This window comes from Duganella sp. HH101 (assembly GCF_001758795.1).
GTDB lineage: Bacteria > Pseudomonadota > Gammaproteobacteria > Burkholderiales > Burkholderiaceae_D > Rugamonas > Rugamonas rivuli.
The window spans coordinates 197,938-212,930 of sequence record NZ_LRON01000006.1; the positions used below are offsets into that span (position 1 = coordinate 197,938).

12 protein-coding genes are annotated in these 14,993 nt (G+C 63.8%); 6 read left to right on the top strand and 6 right to left on the bottom strand.

What is annotated here, in order from left to right:
• Positions 1-100 precede the first annotated feature (100 nt).
• Positions 101-3,106, top strand: coding sequence for a TonB-dependent receptor (locus tag DUGA2_RS12135; RefSeq protein WP_083296295.1), 3,006 nt, complete (start codon positions 101-103; stop codon positions 3,104-3,106).
• Between the two features lie 68 nt (positions 3,107-3,174).
• Here DUGA2_RS12135 and DUGA2_RS12140 read toward each other — a convergent pair whose 3' ends face one another.
• Both DUGA2_RS12140 and DUGA2_RS12145 read right to left on the bottom strand, forming a co-directional pair.
• Positions 3,175-3,423: a DUF3297 family protein gene (locus DUGA2_RS12140; protein WP_008447201.1), complete on the bottom strand. Its 249-nt coding sequence runs from the start codon at positions 3,421-3,423 to the stop codon at positions 3,175-3,177.
• 12 nt (positions 3,424-3,435) lie between these two features.
• Complete coding sequence (locus DUGA2_RS12145; protein ID WP_070269509.1) at positions 3,436-4,641, bottom strand: cation:proton antiporter; 1,206 nt, start codon at positions 4,639-4,641, stop codon at positions 3,436-3,438.
• A 202-nt stretch (positions 4,642-4,843) separates the two neighbouring features.
• Between DUGA2_RS12145 and DUGA2_RS12150 the strand changes: the two genes are divergently transcribed.
• From DUGA2_RS12150 to DUGA2_RS12170, 5 genes are all read left to right on the top strand, one after another.
• The gene (locus DUGA2_RS12150) at positions 4,844-5,314 is read left to right on the top strand and encodes a MarR family winged helix-turn-helix transcriptional regulator (RefSeq protein ID WP_070269510.1); all 471 of its coding nucleotides are present in this window, start codon (positions 4,844-4,846) and stop codon (positions 5,312-5,314) included.
• A gap of 14 nt (positions 5,315-5,328) precedes the next feature.
• Positions 5,329-6,681, top strand: a complete 1,353-nt coding sequence (locus tag DUGA2_RS12155) for an MFS transporter (RefSeq protein ID WP_070269511.1) — start codon at positions 5,329-5,331, stop codon at positions 6,679-6,681.
• A 12-nt stretch (positions 6,682-6,693) separates the two neighbouring features.
• Positions 6,694-7,656 (top strand): LysR substrate-binding domain-containing protein, encoded by a 963-nt coding sequence (locus DUGA2_RS12160; RefSeq protein WP_070269512.1) that lies wholly within the window; start codon positions 6,694-6,696, stop codon positions 7,654-7,656.
• Positions 7,657-7,833: 177 nt separating this feature from the next.
• On the top strand, positions 7,834-9,126 hold the full coding sequence (locus DUGA2_RS12165; protein WP_008447193.1) for a Glu/Leu/Phe/Val dehydrogenase: 1,293 nt from the start codon (positions 7,834-7,836) through the stop codon (positions 9,124-9,126).
• Between the two features lie 91 nt (positions 9,127-9,217).
• Complete coding sequence (locus tag DUGA2_RS12170) at positions 9,218-10,450, top strand: malic enzyme-like NAD(P)-binding protein (protein ID WP_070269513.1); 1,233 nt, start codon at positions 9,218-9,220, stop codon at positions 10,448-10,450.
• A 1-nt stretch (position 10,451) separates the two neighbouring features.
• Here DUGA2_RS12170 and DUGA2_RS12175 read toward each other — a convergent pair whose 3' ends face one another.
• The 4 genes from DUGA2_RS12175 to DUGA2_RS12190 form a co-directional block, all read right to left on the bottom strand.
• A complete protein-coding gene (locus DUGA2_RS12175) occupies positions 10,452-10,895 on the bottom strand; it encodes a hypothetical protein (protein ID WP_141753244.1) in 444 nt (147 codons plus the stop codon).
• A 2-nt stretch (positions 10,896-10,897) separates the two neighbouring features.
• Positions 10,898-11,251: a hypothetical protein gene (locus tag DUGA2_RS12180; protein ID WP_141753245.1), complete on the bottom strand. Its 354-nt coding sequence runs from the start codon at positions 11,249-11,251 to the stop codon at positions 10,898-10,900.
• A gap of 11 nt (positions 11,252-11,262) precedes the next feature.
• On the bottom strand, positions 11,263-13,083 hold the full coding sequence (locus DUGA2_RS12185) for a DUF885 family protein (RefSeq protein WP_070269677.1): 1,821 nt from the start codon (positions 13,081-13,083) through the stop codon (positions 11,263-11,265).
• A gap of 68 nt (positions 13,084-13,151) precedes the next feature.
• Entirely contained in the window at positions 13,152-14,810 is a 1,659-nt protein-coding gene (locus DUGA2_RS12190; protein WP_070269516.1) for a methyl-accepting chemotaxis protein, read from the bottom strand.
• Positions 14,811-14,993: the final 183 nt, after the last annotated feature.

Here is a 14,993-nt window from a genome sequence, read left to right on the forward strand (position 1 = left end):
GCGACCAAAGATTCATTAGATCGCCAACGCCTCCTTCCCTAGTATGTCTTCGTCGGCTGCCCGTGGTGGCCGACGATCATAAAAACGACTAGGAGACATCATGAAGAACCCCATCCGGATGACGCTTGTAGCCCACGCCCTCGCGCTGGCTTTCGGCGGAGCCCTGCTGTCCGGCGGCATTACCGCACCTGCCTACGCCCAATCGAACGCCACCGGCATCATCTTCGGCCAGATCGCCAATCACAACGGCGCCAGCGTGGTATTGGAGAACATCGCCACCGGCGCGCGCCGCACGGTCCATCCGGACGCCAGCGGCCGCTACCAGGCCACCTCCATGCAGCCAGGCAGCTACAAGGTCATGCTGATGCGGAATGGCGAAATCGAACGCACGCTCGAAGTGGAAGCCCTGATCGGCCAGGGCGTCGAAGCCTCGTTCGAAGCCCTGCAAGCCGTCACCGTATCGTCGCGCCGCCGCACCATCGACGTCAGCAACACCAACAACGGCGCCGTCTTCACCGCGCGCGAACTGGAGGCGCTGCCGGTGGCGCAAAGCATCTCGGGCATCATCCAGCTGGCTCCCGCCACCACGCGCGGCAGTCCGCGCATCGGCGGCGACAGCTTCGGCGGCGCGGGCGTGTCGGAGAACTCGTACTACATCAACGGCTTCCCCGTCACCAACGTGTACAAGCAGATCGGCTCGACCACGCTGCCCTTCTTCGCCATCGCCCAGGCGCAGATACTGCAAGGCGGCTACAGCGCCGAATTCGGCCGCTCCACCGGCGGCGTGGTCAACATCACCACCAAGAGCGGCACCAACCGCTGGGAGGCCGGCGCGGTGCTGCAGTACACGCCCAACAAGCTGCGCGCCAAACCGGAGGACACCTACTATCCGCAAACCGGCGCCAACCCGGCCACGGACGGCAAGCTGCTGACCTATCGCGGCGCCAACACCGCCAACGACGTCTTCGGCAGCGCCTATGTCGGCGGGCCGCTGATCAAGGACAAGCTGTTCGTGTTCGCCAACATCGAGCAGGACCGCTTCAACACCGCCTACATCAGCAAGGATTCCGATTCCACCAACAAGACCAACGGCTGGACCGAACGCGAAAGCCGCACGCCGCGCTACCTGGTCAAGCTGGACTACAACATCACCGACGATCACCGTCTCGAATTCACGCAGATCCATGACGAGACCAAGAAGACCCAGCAAAACTACGGCTTCAGCTACACCGACCTGCAACGCACCAACGTGCGGGCCGACGGCGTGACGGGCGACGGCGCCATCACCAACGATTCCATCCTCAAGTACACCGGCTTCCTGACCGACCGCCTGACCGTGACGGCGCTGGCCGGCCGCTTCAAGTCGACCTACCCGCAAAGCACCGAAGGCTATGTCCCTGGCATCTTCCAGGTCAGCGCACCGGCGCGCGCGCAGGTGCCAGGCCTCATCTACAGCAACCCGCAGACCATAGGCGGCACCATGCAGGTGGCCAACGCCGAGGACAAGCAATCGACGCTGCGCCTGGACGTCGAGTACAAGCTGGGCGACCACGGCCTGCGCGCCGGTATCGACCACAACAACGTGTCCTCGATCAACGGCTCGTCGCTGGCGGGCGGCGGCAGCTGGATCTACTCGCGCTCCACCAATCCCAACGCGCCAGTGCCGGGCGGCCGCTCGCCCGCATCCGGCGGCGGCTACGGCACACAGGGCTACTACGTGAACGAGTACCACCAGAGCGATGCGGCCTCGCCGAAGACCGACCAGAGCGCGCAGTACGTGCAGGACCGCTGGCAGATCACGGACCGGATCCTGCTGGACCTGGGCCTGCGCAACGAGCAGTTCACCAACAAGAACAGCGCCGGCGTGGCCTATGCCGAACAACGCCACATGCTGGCGCCACGCGTGGGCGCGGCATGGGATGCGCGCGGCGACAGCAGCCTGAAGCTCTTCGCCAACGCCGGCCGCTACCACCTGCAAATCCCCACCAGCGTGGCGCTGCGCCTGGCCGGCAATCCGGTGCACATCGACCACTACTTCACCTACACCGGCGTCGATGCCAAGACCGGCGCGCCGACCGGCCTGACCGAAATCAGCCCGCCCTTCTCCGCCGGCAATGAGTACGGCCAGGCCAAGGATCCGCACCAGGTGGCGGCCAGCAACCTGGGCGCCACCTACCAGGACGAACTGGCGCTGGGCTTCGAAGCGGCGCTGACGCCGGCCTACACCGTGGGCGCCAAGTTCACCTACCGCACGCTGCGCAACACCATCGAAGACTGGTGCGACCAGCGTCCGGTGGATGCCTGGGCAAAGCGCAACAAGGTCGACGCCAGCCGCTACAGCATGCCCTGCCTGCTGATCAATCCGGGCCAGGGCAATACGCTGGAGCTGGACCTGGGCCGCAACGGCCAGCTGGTGACGGTGCCGTTGTCGGCCGAGGATATCGGCCTGCCGAAAGTACAGCGCATCTACACCGCGCTGGACATCTTCGCCGAGCATCCGCTGCGCAACGGCTGGTACGGCAAGATCAACTACACGCTGTCGCGCAGCCGCGGCAATATGGAAGGCCAGGTGGCGTCCGACATCGGCCAGGCCGACATCGCCGCCACCACCGCCTTCGATTATCCCGAGCTGATGGACGGCGCCAACGGCCTGCTGCCCAACAACCACACGCACGTGCTCAAGGCTTACGGCTACTACCAGCTGACGCCGGAATGGCGCGTGGGCACCAACATCAACATCGCCACCGGCGCGCCGAAGTCCTGCATCGGCAACCTGCCCAAGGCGCTCAACGTCAACAACAACCCGGCCGGCTGGTACGGCGCCGCCACCTACTATTGCGACGAGAAGCTTGCGCCGCGCGGCTCGGCCGGCACGCTGCCGACCGATATGCGCCTGGCCCTGAACGCGACCTACATGCCGGCCTGGTTCAAGGGCCTGACCTTGAAGGCCGATGTGTTCAACCTGCTCAACCGCCAGACCGTGCTGGCCACCCAGCCGGTCTACAACTCGGGCGCCGACACCATCAACCCGTACTACAACCAGGTGCTGGGCCGCGCGCCTGAACGCCAGGTGCGCTTCTCGGCGGAGTACAACCACAAGTTCTAAGCGGCGAAAAAAAACCACCGGCCTGAACGCGTTCAGTGCCGGTGGTTTTTTGCATTACAGCGATCGTATCAACGATAAAACGCTTCGACCTTGCCTTTCAGCTTGATCAGCATTGGATTGCCGTAGCGGTCCAGGCTTTTGCCGGCCGGTACTTTGATCCAGCCTTCGCTGATGCAGTACTCATCGACGTCCAGGCGTTCTTTATCGTTAAAACGGATGCCCACATCGTGTTCGAACACGGCGGCAACGTGGAATTTGCTGCGCGGGTCGATCGACAGGCGATCGGGCAGCGGAGGGAGTTGAGTAGTATCGTTCATCCCGGCATTATATCAGCTGGTTTTGAAGATGAGCTGCGCCACGCGTTGCAATTTCGGGTACACCATCGGCACGGTCAGCATGGTGCTGCCTATCGCCATCAGCAGCAGCGCGGTGAACGTCTCGCTGGTGATGATCTGCTTATCGAGCAAAATGTTGACGAAAATGATCATGATCAGCGCCTTGGTCTGCAACAGCCAGCCGATGATGGACGCCTCGCCCGGCCCCCACTTGAGGATCTTGCCGGCCAGATGAATGCCGGCCAGCTTGCCGCTGACCGAGGCGATCAGCAACACAGCGGCCACGATGAACACCGCCGAACCGCCCATCGCCCAGTTGGTGCGCAGGCCGGTGCTGAGGAAGAACACCGGCATGATGGCCATCAGCACATTGGCGCGCAGGAAGTCCATTTTCTCCTGGTTGAACCAGTCGGCATCCATCACCGCACCGGCCAGGAAGGCGCCGACCATGAAGTGCAGGCCCGCCCAGTCGGCGGCGAACGCGCATGCCGCCAGCCAGATGAAGGAAATATACCAGCGGTCGCGCTCCTGCAGCCGCACCATCATCATGCGGAACAGCCTGGTCGCCACGGCAAACACCACGAGGAAGCCCAACTGGCGGCCGACGCGGTCCCAATCCAGCAGGATCACCGCCAGCACGCCCCAGATGGCGATATCGTCCAGGCTGGCGTAGCGCAGGATGCGCTGGCCGATGGGCTGGCGCAGGATCTCCAGTTTTTCCATCAGCAGGATCAGGATGGGCAGCGCCGTCACCGCGCAAGCCATGCCGATGCCAAGCACGAACTGCCAGCTTTGCGCCTTCGGCCCCATCCAGCCGGCGTAGCCGACCAGGCCCAGCGCGGCGACGCAGCCGAACGCCAGCGGCGTACCCAGCGCCAGGCCGGCGGTGATGGTGCTTTCGCGGCGGTGTTCCCAGGCCTTCTTCAGGTCCAGCTCGATACCGGCGATCATCACGAAGATCATCACCGCCCACCAGGCGATGCCGTTGAGCGACTGCACCACCTGCGGGTTGAAGACAAAGCTGTAATATTCCGGGAAAGCGCGGCCCATGATGCCCGGCCCCAGCAGGATGCCGGTGATGATCTGCACCACCACCAGCGGCGCGTAGTAGTCGGTGTTGCCGAAGCGCCAGATCAGATACGGCACGCTAAAAATGATCAACATCGCGATCAGAAAGATCTCGGTGGTCCCCATGTGCATAAAAAGTCTCCGCTATTTATTCTGTAGTTTAGGTAAAGCCTATCTTGAACCGCAGACATTCTAGCGCCGAACCGCCCCGGCAAAACAACGTAGTTTGAATTCTGTCGCGTTCAGTGCAAAAATTTACTTGCGCACGCAAGTAAATGCGATATACTTGCTAAATCAAGTATTTATCAAGAACAAATCAACAATAGGAACCAGCATGAACGAGATCAATCACGACACCCCGGCCGACGTCAGCCCTAGCCTTGAATTCGCCCTGCGGCTGGCGCGCGCCCAGGCCACGCTGGTGCGGCGGCTCGACCAGGTGCTGGGCGGCTACCACGGCATCAGCTTTGGCGACTTCATGCTGCTGCACTACCTGAACCGCGCCCCCGGCGGCCGCCTGCGCCGCGTCGACCTGGCCGAGCGCCAGGGCCTGACCGCGTCCGGCGTCACCCGCACCCTGCTGCCGCTGGAAAAGATCGGCCTGGTCGAGCGCCAGCAAGACCCGCGCGACGCCCGCGTCGCCTACGCCGCCATCACCGCCACCGGCCGCGAGCTGCTGGCCAACGCCGTCACCGTGGCCGATCAGATCAGCAAGGAATTGCTGCGCAACTGCCCCACCGCGCATTTCGACGAACTGAGCGGCGCACTCGCCCTCATCGCCGGCATGAACGCCACCAACTCCTGAACGAGAACTCCGTCATGGACGATCCTAAAAAACTGCAGCGCGCGGCATTGATGCGCAACCACAACTTCAAATGGCTGCTGCGCGGCGGCGTGATCTCCATGCTGGGCGATCAACTGACCATGGTGGCCCTGCCCTGGCTGGTGCTCAAACTGACCGGAGACACGCTGGCGCTGGGCCTGGTCATCGCGCTGATGAGCATTCCGCGCGCCGTCTTCATCCTGATCGGCGGCGCCGTGGTGGACCGCTACTCGCCCAAGCGCGTGCTGATGCTCAGCAAATACGCCAACGCCCTGCTGCTCGGCCTGCTGACCCTGCTGGTGCTGAACAACCAGCCGACCATGACCGTGTCGCTCAGTGCATCGCTGTCGGTGACGCTGGACCTGAACGCGCACCTGACGCTGATGATCATCTACGTGCTGGCCTTCGGCATCGGCCTGGCGCAGGCTTTCGGCATCCCGTCCGGCACCAGCATCATGCCGCAGGCGATCGCCGCCGAGCACCTGCAGGCGGCCAATGGCTTCCTGATGGGGCTGCGCCAGCTGTCGATGCTGATCGGCCCGCTGATGGCGGCCGGGCTGCTGGCGCTGTCCGGCAGCAGCGGCGGCGTGATCGCCGACGCCCGCGGCCTGGCCTTCGCCTTCGGTCTCGACTGCCTCAGCTTCCTGGCCTCGGCCTGGACCTTGTCCAAGGTCGGCAAGCTGGCCGCGCCGGCGCAGCAGGAAGCGCCGCAATCGGTGCTGCGCTCGGTCGGCGCCGGCCTGATGATGGTGTGGAACGACGTGCCGATGCGCATGTGCTTCATCTACTGGGGCATCGTCTCGCTGTTCATCGGCGGTTCGATGCAGGTGGCGATCCCGGTGCTGGCCAGCGAACAGCTGCACGGCGCCTCCACCCTGGGCCTGCTGATGGGCGCCAACGGCGCCGGCATGCTGCTCGGGATGGCCGGCGGCGCCGTGGCCGGAGCGCGCCTGCGCTTCGCCAGCTTCGGCACCTTGCTGCTGCTGGTGGACGGCGTCGCCGGCCTGCTGGTGATGCCGCTGGGCGCCGTGCAAGCCGCATGGCAGGCGGCCGCGCTGATGCTGGCGCTAGGCCTGCTGTCCGGCTACATGCAGGTCAACGTCTTCACCTGGATACAGCGCCGCGTGCCGCCGCACATGATGGGCCGCGCCATGAGCATCTTCATGTTCATCTTCATGGGACTGGCGCCGCTGTCGGCCGCCGTTACCGGCTGGGTGCTGACGGTGATCTCGCTGTCGCAATTGTTGTTCGGCGGTGGCATCATACTGGTGGTGTTCGCGACGCTGGCGTATCTGCTCACGCCGATCCGCAGCATCACGAACACTACCAACACCCCGCAACCGCAGTAAAAGGAAACGCGCATGGAAACCAAATGGCTGGAAGACTTCATCTCGCTGGTCGAGACCAATAATTTCAGCCGCTCGGCGGCGCTGCGGCACGTGACGCAGCCCGCCTTTTCCCGCCGCATCCAGTCGCTGGAAAACTGGCTGGGCACCGACCTGGTCGACCGCACCTCCTACCCCACCACGCTGACCCCGGCCGGCATCGTGTTCTACGAACAGGCGCTGGAGATGCTGGCGCAAATCAACGGCGCGCGCGACATGCTGCGCTCCAAGCGCGCCGCCGCGCAGACCAGCATCGACCTGGCCGTGCCGCACACGCTGTCGCTGACCTTCGTGCCGAAATGGCTGACCGCATTGGAGCACGACTTCGCGCCGATCAGCAGCCGCCTGATGGCGCTCAACGTGCACGACGCCGTGATGCAGCTGGTCGAAGGCGGCTGCGACCTGCTGCTGTGCTACCACCATCCACGCCAGCCGGTGCAGCTCGATCCGGGCCGCTACGACATGCTGGTGCTGGGCCGCGAATCGCTGCGCGCCTACGCCCGCTGCGACAAGAACAAGGCGCCAGAATTCACGCTGCCCGGCACCAAGAAGGAGCCGCTGCCGTTTTTGTCGTACACGAATAACGCCTACCTGGGCCGCATGGTGGAGCTGATCCTGACCGACGCCAAAACCCCGCTGCACCTGGACCCGCACTACGAGACCGACATGGCCGAAGGCCTGAAGATGATGGCGCTGGAGGGCCGCGGCGTAGCCTTCCTGCCCGAATCGGCGGTGACGCGGGAACTGAAGCAAAAGCAGCTGGCGCGCGCCGACGGCGGCGCCTCGGATTGGGAAATCGAGATGGAAATCCGCCTGTACCGCGAGCGCCCGTCGGCGCACCGGCGCGGCAAGGCCATCGTCGAACGGCTGTGGGAATTCCTCGAACAGCAGCAGAAAAACAGCGGCCGCAAGCGCCGCGTCGCGGTGTCGGAACGCTAGCCGATTCAGTAGCACTACGGAGTACCGCTGCAGTACCACTTCGTTAACTATGCATTTTTTGCATAGCCGAATGCGCATACAGCATTGGCCCGCCCCAAGCCTCCAGGCCTATGATTCGCTCCACTTGAAGACCGCCACGAGCGGATTCCAGCCACGAATTCCATCGGAGACTTGAGCATGACCACTGTACAAGCACACGCACTGCCTTCCTACCTCAATCCAGAAGACCTGGGCCCTTGGGGCGTCTACCTGCAGCAGATCGACCGCGTTACCCCGCACCTGGGCAGCCTGTCGCGCTGGGTCGAAACCCTGAAGCGTCCGAAGCGCATCCTGACCGTCGACGTGCCGATCGAGCGCGATGACGGCACCATCGCCCACTACGAAGGCTACCGCGTCCAGCACAATATGTCGCGTGGTCCAGGTAAAGGCGGCGTGCGCTTCCACCAGGACGTGACCCTGTCCGAAGTGATGGCACTGTCGGCATGGATGACCGTGAAAAACGCGGCAGTCAACGTGCCATACGGCGGCGCCAAAGGCGGCATCCGTGTCGACCCCAAGACCCTGTCCCGTGGCGAACTGCAGCGCCTGACCCGCCGCTACACCAGCGAAATCTCGCTGATCATCGGACCAAACAAGGACATCCCTGCACCGGACGTCAACACCAACGAACAGGTGATGGCATGGATGATGGACTCCTACGCCATGATCGAAGGTAATCTGTCGACCGGCGTCGTCACCGGCAAGCCTATCTCGCTGGGCGGCTCGCTGGGCCGCCGCGAAGCGACCGGCCGTGGCGTGTTCGTCGTGGGCCGCGAAGCCGCCGCCAAGCGTGGCGTGGCGATCGAAGGCGCTCGTGTCGCCATCCAGGGCTTCGGCAACGTCGGCGGCGTGGCAGCGACCATGTTCGCGGAAGCCGGCTCCAAAGTCATCGCCGTACAGGATCACACCGGCACCGTCGTGCATCAAGGTGGCCTGGACGTGGAACGTCTGCACAAGCACGTCGCCGAATGCGGCAGCGTGACCGGTTTCGCCGGCGCCGAAGCCTTCCTGGACCGCGACGCGTTCTGGGGCATCGAATCGGACATCCTGATTCCGGCCGCACTGGAACAGCAGATCACCGCCGCCAACGCGCCGAAGATCCGCACCAAGATCATCCTGGAAGGCGCCAACGGCCCGACCACCCCGGAAGCGGACGACATCCTGACCGACAAGGACGTGCTGATCGTGCCGGACGTTCTGGCCAACGCCGGCGGCGTGACCGTGTCGTACTTCGAATGGGTACAGGACTTCTCCAGCTTCTTCTGGAGCGAGGACGAGATCAACGCCCGCCTGACCCGCATCATGCAGGACGCCTTCAACGCCGTATGGTCGGTGTCGCAGGAGAAGAAGGTTACGCTGCGTACCGCCACCTTCATCCTGGCGTGCACCCGCGTGCTGCAGGCCCGCGAAGTACGCGGCCTGTATCCATGATCGACTAATCCCCAGCAGTTTGCGCCTGCACCGGCTTCGGCCCGTGCAGGCGTTTTTCGCATTCAGAGCCAATAAAATAACGAGGACACCCATGAGCACCATCGAACAGAAAGCGCTGGCCTACCACCGCGCCGGCAGCGCCGGCAAGATCGCCATCGAAGTGACCAAGAGCGTCAGCACCCAGGAAGACCTGGCGCTGGCGTACTCGCCGGGCGTGGCCGCGCCATGCGTGGAAATCCAGCGCGAGCCGGCCAAGGCCTACGAGTACACCGCCAAGGGCAACCTGGTCGGCGTGATCACCAACGGCACGGCGGTGCTCGGCCTGGGCAATATCGGCGCGCTGGCCGGCAAGCCTGTGATGGAAGGCAAAGTGGTGCTGTTCAAAAAATTCGGCGGCATCGACGCCTTCGACATCGAGATCGACGAAACCGATCCCGATAAGCTGATCGACATCATCGCCGCGCTGCACCCGACCTTCGGCGGCATCAACCTGGAAGACATCAAGGCGCCGGAGTGCTTCTACATCGAGCGCAAGCTGCGCGAGCGCCTGTCGATCCCGGTGTTCCATGACGACCAGCACGGCACCGCCATCGTGGTCGGCGCCGGCATGCTGAACGCGATCGAGATGACCGGCCGCGACATCGCCACCGTGAAGATCGTCTGCTCCGGCGCCGGCGCGGCGGCCATCGCCTGCCTGGAGCTGCTGGTGGACCTGGGCGCGGAGCGCAAGAACATCTACGTCTGCGACAGCAAGGGCGTGCTGACCACCGCGCGCAACCTGGACGGCGAAAAAGCCGCCTGGGCGCAGGACACCACTGCCAGCAAGCTGTCCGACGTGATGGAAGGCGCCGACGTGTTCCTCGGCGTATCCGGTCCCGGCGTGCTGTCGCCGCTGGATATCGAGCGCATGAAGCCGCAGCCTATCGTGTTCACGCTGGCCAATCCGGAGCCGGAGCTGCGTCCGGAACTGGTGCGCGAAGTGGCGCCGGACGCCATCATCGCCACCGGCCGTTCGGACTATCCGAACCAGATCAACAACGCGCTGTGCTTCCCTTACCTGTTCCGCGCGGCGCTCGATTGCGGCGCCTCGACCATCAACCAGGAAATGAAGCGCGCCTGCGTGGTGGCGCTGGCCGACATGGCGCGCAGCGACGCGCGCTTCGGCAAGGACTACGTGGTGCCAGGCCTGCTGGATCCGCGCCTGCTGAGCGGCGTCACGCCGAAGATCGCCACCGCCGCCTGGCGCAGCGGCGTCGCCCGCAAAGAACTGATCGAGCTGGAATACGCGGACGACCTGCGCGACCTGGCGGAATCGCTGATCTGATCTAGGAACAGCTCAGCAGGATATCGAGCTTGAGGCGCCGGCGCTTGCCCTGGTCGACCAAGACGGCGACGGCGCGCTCCTTGATGGTGTAGGTGATGTCCTTGATCGTCTCGGTCTTTTGGTCGCTGAGCGGCTTGATATCGAACCGCAGCCCGCCGCCCTCGTAGCGGCGCGGCATGCCGTCGCCCACATCGTGGCTGCTGGCCGACGGCACCGAAGTCAGCTTGCCGCCTGACGAAACAAGCAATTCCCCTCCCAGTTCATAGCCCACCAGCCTGCCCTTGGTCTTCAGCACCGCGTAGCAGGTCTTGGAATCGAGCCGCTCGGCCGCCAGCCTGGCCTCCATCGGAATGTCGAGCGCCTGCGCCGCACCGATGGTGCAGCAGGCGCTGACCGCAACGGCGCCGAATCGGAAGAGATGCAAGGTCGGGGCACTAGTTTTCATCGTCATTTAACCGCCAGCTTGGTCAGGACCAACTGCGCGATCGGATGGGGCCACGACTCGAAGTTGACCAGTCCTGCCTGGACCGGAATGATGCTGGTGCCGACAGGGCCTTTGCTGACCGCCGCCACCGCGTCATTCTGGACATCAAGGTTGACACCGAAATAGTCGTCCTTGAACAGATACACCGAGCCATTGTGCACGAACGGCACCTTGCCAACCGGGTACTCCACGTAGTGGGTTTTATCCTGGTGCAGCCGCAAGGTGTACGGCTCGCGCAAAACGACGCTCTCGTCGGCCATCGCGAAATTGGTGACGGCCGCCAGGGCCAACACCGTGCTTCGGAAGCTAAAATTCATAGGCTGTGTTCCTATCCTTGTTTGCGGCGCGCGATCCAGTCGTCGATCACCCGCTCCAGAACGGCGAGCGGCAGCGAACCGTGGGACAGCACTTCGTTGTGGAACTGCTTCAGATCGAACTTCGCGCCCAACTCCTGCTTCGCGTGCTCGCGCATCGCCAGTATCCTCACCATCCCGGTCTTGTAAGCCAGCGCCTGCCCCGGGTCGACGATGTAGCGCTCCACCTCCGCCGTCGCATCGCCTTCCTGCATGCCGGTGTTCTCCATCATGTAGCCGATGGCCTGCTCGCGCGTCCAGTGCTTGTAGTGGATACCGGTATCGATCACCAGCCGCGTCGAGCGCAGCATCTCTTCACGCAGGCGACCCAGGTTGTCCAGCTCATCCTTCTCGTATCCCTGCTCGTACGCCAGCCGCTCCGCATACAGCGCCCAGCCCTCCGCATAGGCGGTAAAGCCTATCACGCGGCGGAAGAACGGCACGTCGCTCAGTTCCTGCGCAATCGCCACCTGGAAGTGATGGCCTGGTATGCCTTCGTGATAAGCCAGCGTACGCATGACGAACTTCGGCGTCTCGCCGGGATTGCGCATATTGGCGTAGAAAATGCCGGGCCGGCTGCCATCGAAGGAACCTTCGCTGTAATAGGCTCCCGGAGCGGTCGCCTCGGAAGCCGGAGGAATCTGCTCGACCCTCACACCCAGGCTAGGACGGATATCGAAAGCGCGCCCGATGCCCTGGTTGATCTCGTCGAGTATCACCTGATAGCGGCCCAGCATGTCCTTCTTGCCCGCCGGCGTATTCGGATACTGCTGCTCCGGGCGGCTGGCCAACTGCTGCACGCGCGCGCCGACCGAGCCGTCGGACAGGCCTTGCAGCTTGAGGATGGCGTCCATCTCCCCGCTCACCCGCGCCACTTCGGCCAAGCCCAGGTCGTGCACCTGCTGCGGCGTCATGGCGGATGTGGTGTGCTTACGTACGCACCACGCGTAGTAGGCGTCGCCATTCGGCAGGCTCCAGGCGCCGTCGTTGCGCTGCGCCTTCGGCTGCAGCGTGGTGAAGTAGGCGATCAGGCCACGGTAAGCCGGATATACCTGCTCCCCCAGCGCCGCCTCAACCTGGGACAGCAAGCGCTTGCGGGTGTCGGCGTCCATCTCGCCGGCCGGGATCTTGTCCAGCTTCTGCTTGAAGCTCACATACAGCACATGCTGCTGCGGCGCCTGCGCGATCATGCCCCGCATCTGCACCAGCACCTTCTCCACCGTGAAGCGCGGCGGGATGACGCCACGCGCCTCGCGCAGCTTCAGGCCTTCGGTCAGTTGGGAGAACTTCTGCGGGAACAGTTTCAGGCGCGTGATGTAGTTCTCCGCTTCGGCCTTGCTTTCCACTTCATGCGTCTGTACCAGGAAATCCGGCAACGCGCTCTGCACGCCGTGCAGCTGGTTGACCGGGAAATCGTGCAGCTTGAACGGTTCACCGTCGACCTGGGTTTGCAGGAAGTAGTTCAGCGTATCGTAGGAGAGCTGGCCTTCGCGGTCCAGCTCATTGCGGTCGTAGCGTTTGAGTGTGGCCAGGGCGTCCCTGGCCAGGTCGGCCATCTTTTGCTCGTGCGCGGGCGTAGCGTCGTCCAGCTTCGCGCTGGAGAAGTCCATCCAGCCGGGGAGAATGCGCATGGCTGACAACTGCTCCGGACTTTGCAGCGCGAACACCGCAAACAGCCGCGTATAAAACCAGTCCAGCTTCAGCGGTTTGAAATAAATAGTATGCGCGACAAGTGCCGCCAGAACCAACAACGCGGCCGACAGCGCCGCTGCCGACCATTTGAATACACGCTTCACCAAGCCCCCCATTAATCATAATTATTTATCAATTATGTAATGAGCGGCTCCACGTATGCAAGCGATATCTAGCCGTTGGCGATACGGCGCACCTCATCGCTGCGTCGTGCACCCGCTGGAGGCTGGCGGCGCGCGCGGCCGCGCATGCCCAGCACACTGGCCGAGCGCTGGCCCTGGCCCTCGCTCAGCTTGAACACGTCCACCACATGCGCCAGGCTCGATGCCTGATCCTGCAGCTCCTGCGCCGCCGCCGTCGCCTGTTCGACCAGCGCGGTGTTCTGCTGCGTCATGCTGTCCATTTCGCCGATGGCGTCGTTGACCTGCTCGATGCCCGCCGTCTGCTCCATGCTGGCGCCGCTGATCTCGCCCATGATCTCGGTCACGCGCTTCACGCTGGCCACCACTTCGTGCATGGTCTCGCCAGCCTTATGCACCAACTCCGAACCGGTGCCGACCTTCTCCACCGAATCGTCGATCAGCGACTTGATCTCCTTGGCCGCAGCGGCCGAGCGCTGCGCCAGGTTGCGCACCTCGGTCGCCACCACCGCGAAGCCGCGGCCCTGCTCACCGGCGCGCGCCGCTTCGACCGCCGCATTCAGCGCCAGGATGTTGGTCTGGAACGCGATGCCGTCGATGACCGAGATGATGTCCACGATCTTCTTCGACGACTCGTTAATCGACGCCATCGTCACCGTCACCTGCTCCATCACATGGCCGCCCTGCTCCGACACTTCCGAAGCCGACACCGCCAGCACATTGGCCTGCTGCGCATTGCCCGCATTCTGCTTCACGGTCGACGTCAGCTCTTCCATCGCCGTCGCCACCTTCTCCAGCGACTCCGCCTGATGCTCGGTGCGCAGCGACAGGTCGCGGTTGCCGGAAGCGATCTCCGACGACGCCGTCGCGATCATGTCCGTACCCTGGCGCACCTGGCCGACGATGGACGACAGGCTGTCGCGCATCGCCTTGATCGCATGCAGCAGGCTGGTTTTGTCATCGGACTTGACCTCGACGTCGATGGCCAGGTCGCCCTCGGCGATCTTGTTGGCGATCTCGGTGGCGTAAGCCGGTTCGCCGCCCAGCTGCTTGAGCAGCAGGCGCGTATTCGCCCACGCAATCAGCACGCTGACAACGAACGACAGCACCGCCTGAAGCACGATCCACAGCCGCGCATCGCTGGCGTGGGCGTTGACGCCCGCGCTGGCGGCCGCCGTTTCCGCCTGCGCCGCAGCCATCACCGTTGCGATGTCGGCCACGATCTGGCGGCGCAGCGGGCTGCATTCCTCGGTCAGGAAGCGGCCGAAGGCCTCGTTGTCGCCCGCCTCGCGCAACTGGCGCGGACGCTTCAGCGCATCGGCCATCTTCAGCAGACCGCTGCGCACCTTCTCGAAGTTGGCGTCGCCCGCATAGGCCGGCGTCATCTTCTCCAGCGCGGCCAGGTAGATGGCCTTCTGCTCGTCGAGCAGCGCCAGTTCCTTGGCCGCCTGCGCGTTGTCGGTGAAAATGTAAGCGTTACGCGCGGCCAGGCCGGTCTGCGCCAGCGCTTCGCGAGCCACGTACAGCGGCTCCAGCTTCTGCGCCGCCACCTGCTGCTGCAACTGGAAGGCGCCGGTGATCGACGACATGCGCACCACGGCGAACGTCGCCAGGATCAGCATCAATGCCGTCAGCGTGCCAAAACTCAGCGCGAGCTGGCTACCTATTTTTAACTTCTTGAACGATTCCATGCAATCTTCCTGTCGAAAAGGGCGAACGCCAACGGCGACGCTTGCGGCGTCGCTGGCTCAATGAGGGATATGGGAAAAACAAGAGAACGCGCGGCGCTGTTTGGGGCGCGCGTTGATCAGCAGTTTTCGTTATGCGGATTATGCATTAACTAATGATGAAAATAAACTACATCATCCCTGCTT

Excerpts from the sequence above, each read along its gene's own strand:
- DUGA2_RS12135 (WP_083296295.1), top strand. The coding sequence starts at position 101 with ATGAAGAACCCCATCCGGATGACGCTTGTAGCCCACGCCCTCGCGCTG.
- DUGA2_RS12140 (WP_008447201.1), bottom strand. The coding sequence starts at position 3,423 with ATGAACGATACTACTCAACTCCCTCCGCTGCCCGATCGCCTGTCGATC.
- DUGA2_RS12145 (WP_070269509.1), bottom strand. The coding sequence starts at position 4,641 with ATGCACATGGGGACCACCGAGATCTTTCTGATCGCGATGTTGATCATT.
- DUGA2_RS12150 (WP_070269510.1), top strand. The coding sequence starts at position 4,844 with ATGAACGAGATCAATCACGACACCCCGGCCGACGTCAGCCCTAGCCTT.
- DUGA2_RS12155 (WP_070269511.1), top strand. The coding sequence starts at position 5,329 with ATGGACGATCCTAAAAAACTGCAGCGCGCGGCATTGATGCGCAACCAC.
- DUGA2_RS12160 (WP_070269512.1), top strand. The coding sequence starts at position 6,694 with ATGGAAACCAAATGGCTGGAAGACTTCATCTCGCTGGTCGAGACCAAT.
- DUGA2_RS12165 (WP_008447193.1), top strand. The coding sequence starts at position 7,834 with ATGACCACTGTACAAGCACACGCACTGCCTTCCTACCTCAATCCAGAA.
- DUGA2_RS12170 (WP_070269513.1), top strand. The coding sequence starts at position 9,218 with ATGAGCACCATCGAACAGAAAGCGCTGGCCTACCACCGCGCCGGCAGC.
- DUGA2_RS12175 (WP_141753244.1), bottom strand. The coding sequence starts at position 10,895 with ATGAAAACTAGTGCCCCGACCTTGCATCTCTTCCGATTCGGCGCCGTT.
- DUGA2_RS12180 (WP_141753245.1), bottom strand. The coding sequence starts at position 11,251 with ATGAATTTTAGCTTCCGAAGCACGGTGTTGGCCCTGGCGGCCGTCACC.
- DUGA2_RS12190 (WP_070269516.1), bottom strand. The coding sequence starts at position 14,810 with ATGGAATCGTTCAAGAAGTTAAAAATAGGTAGCCAGCTCGCGCTGAGT.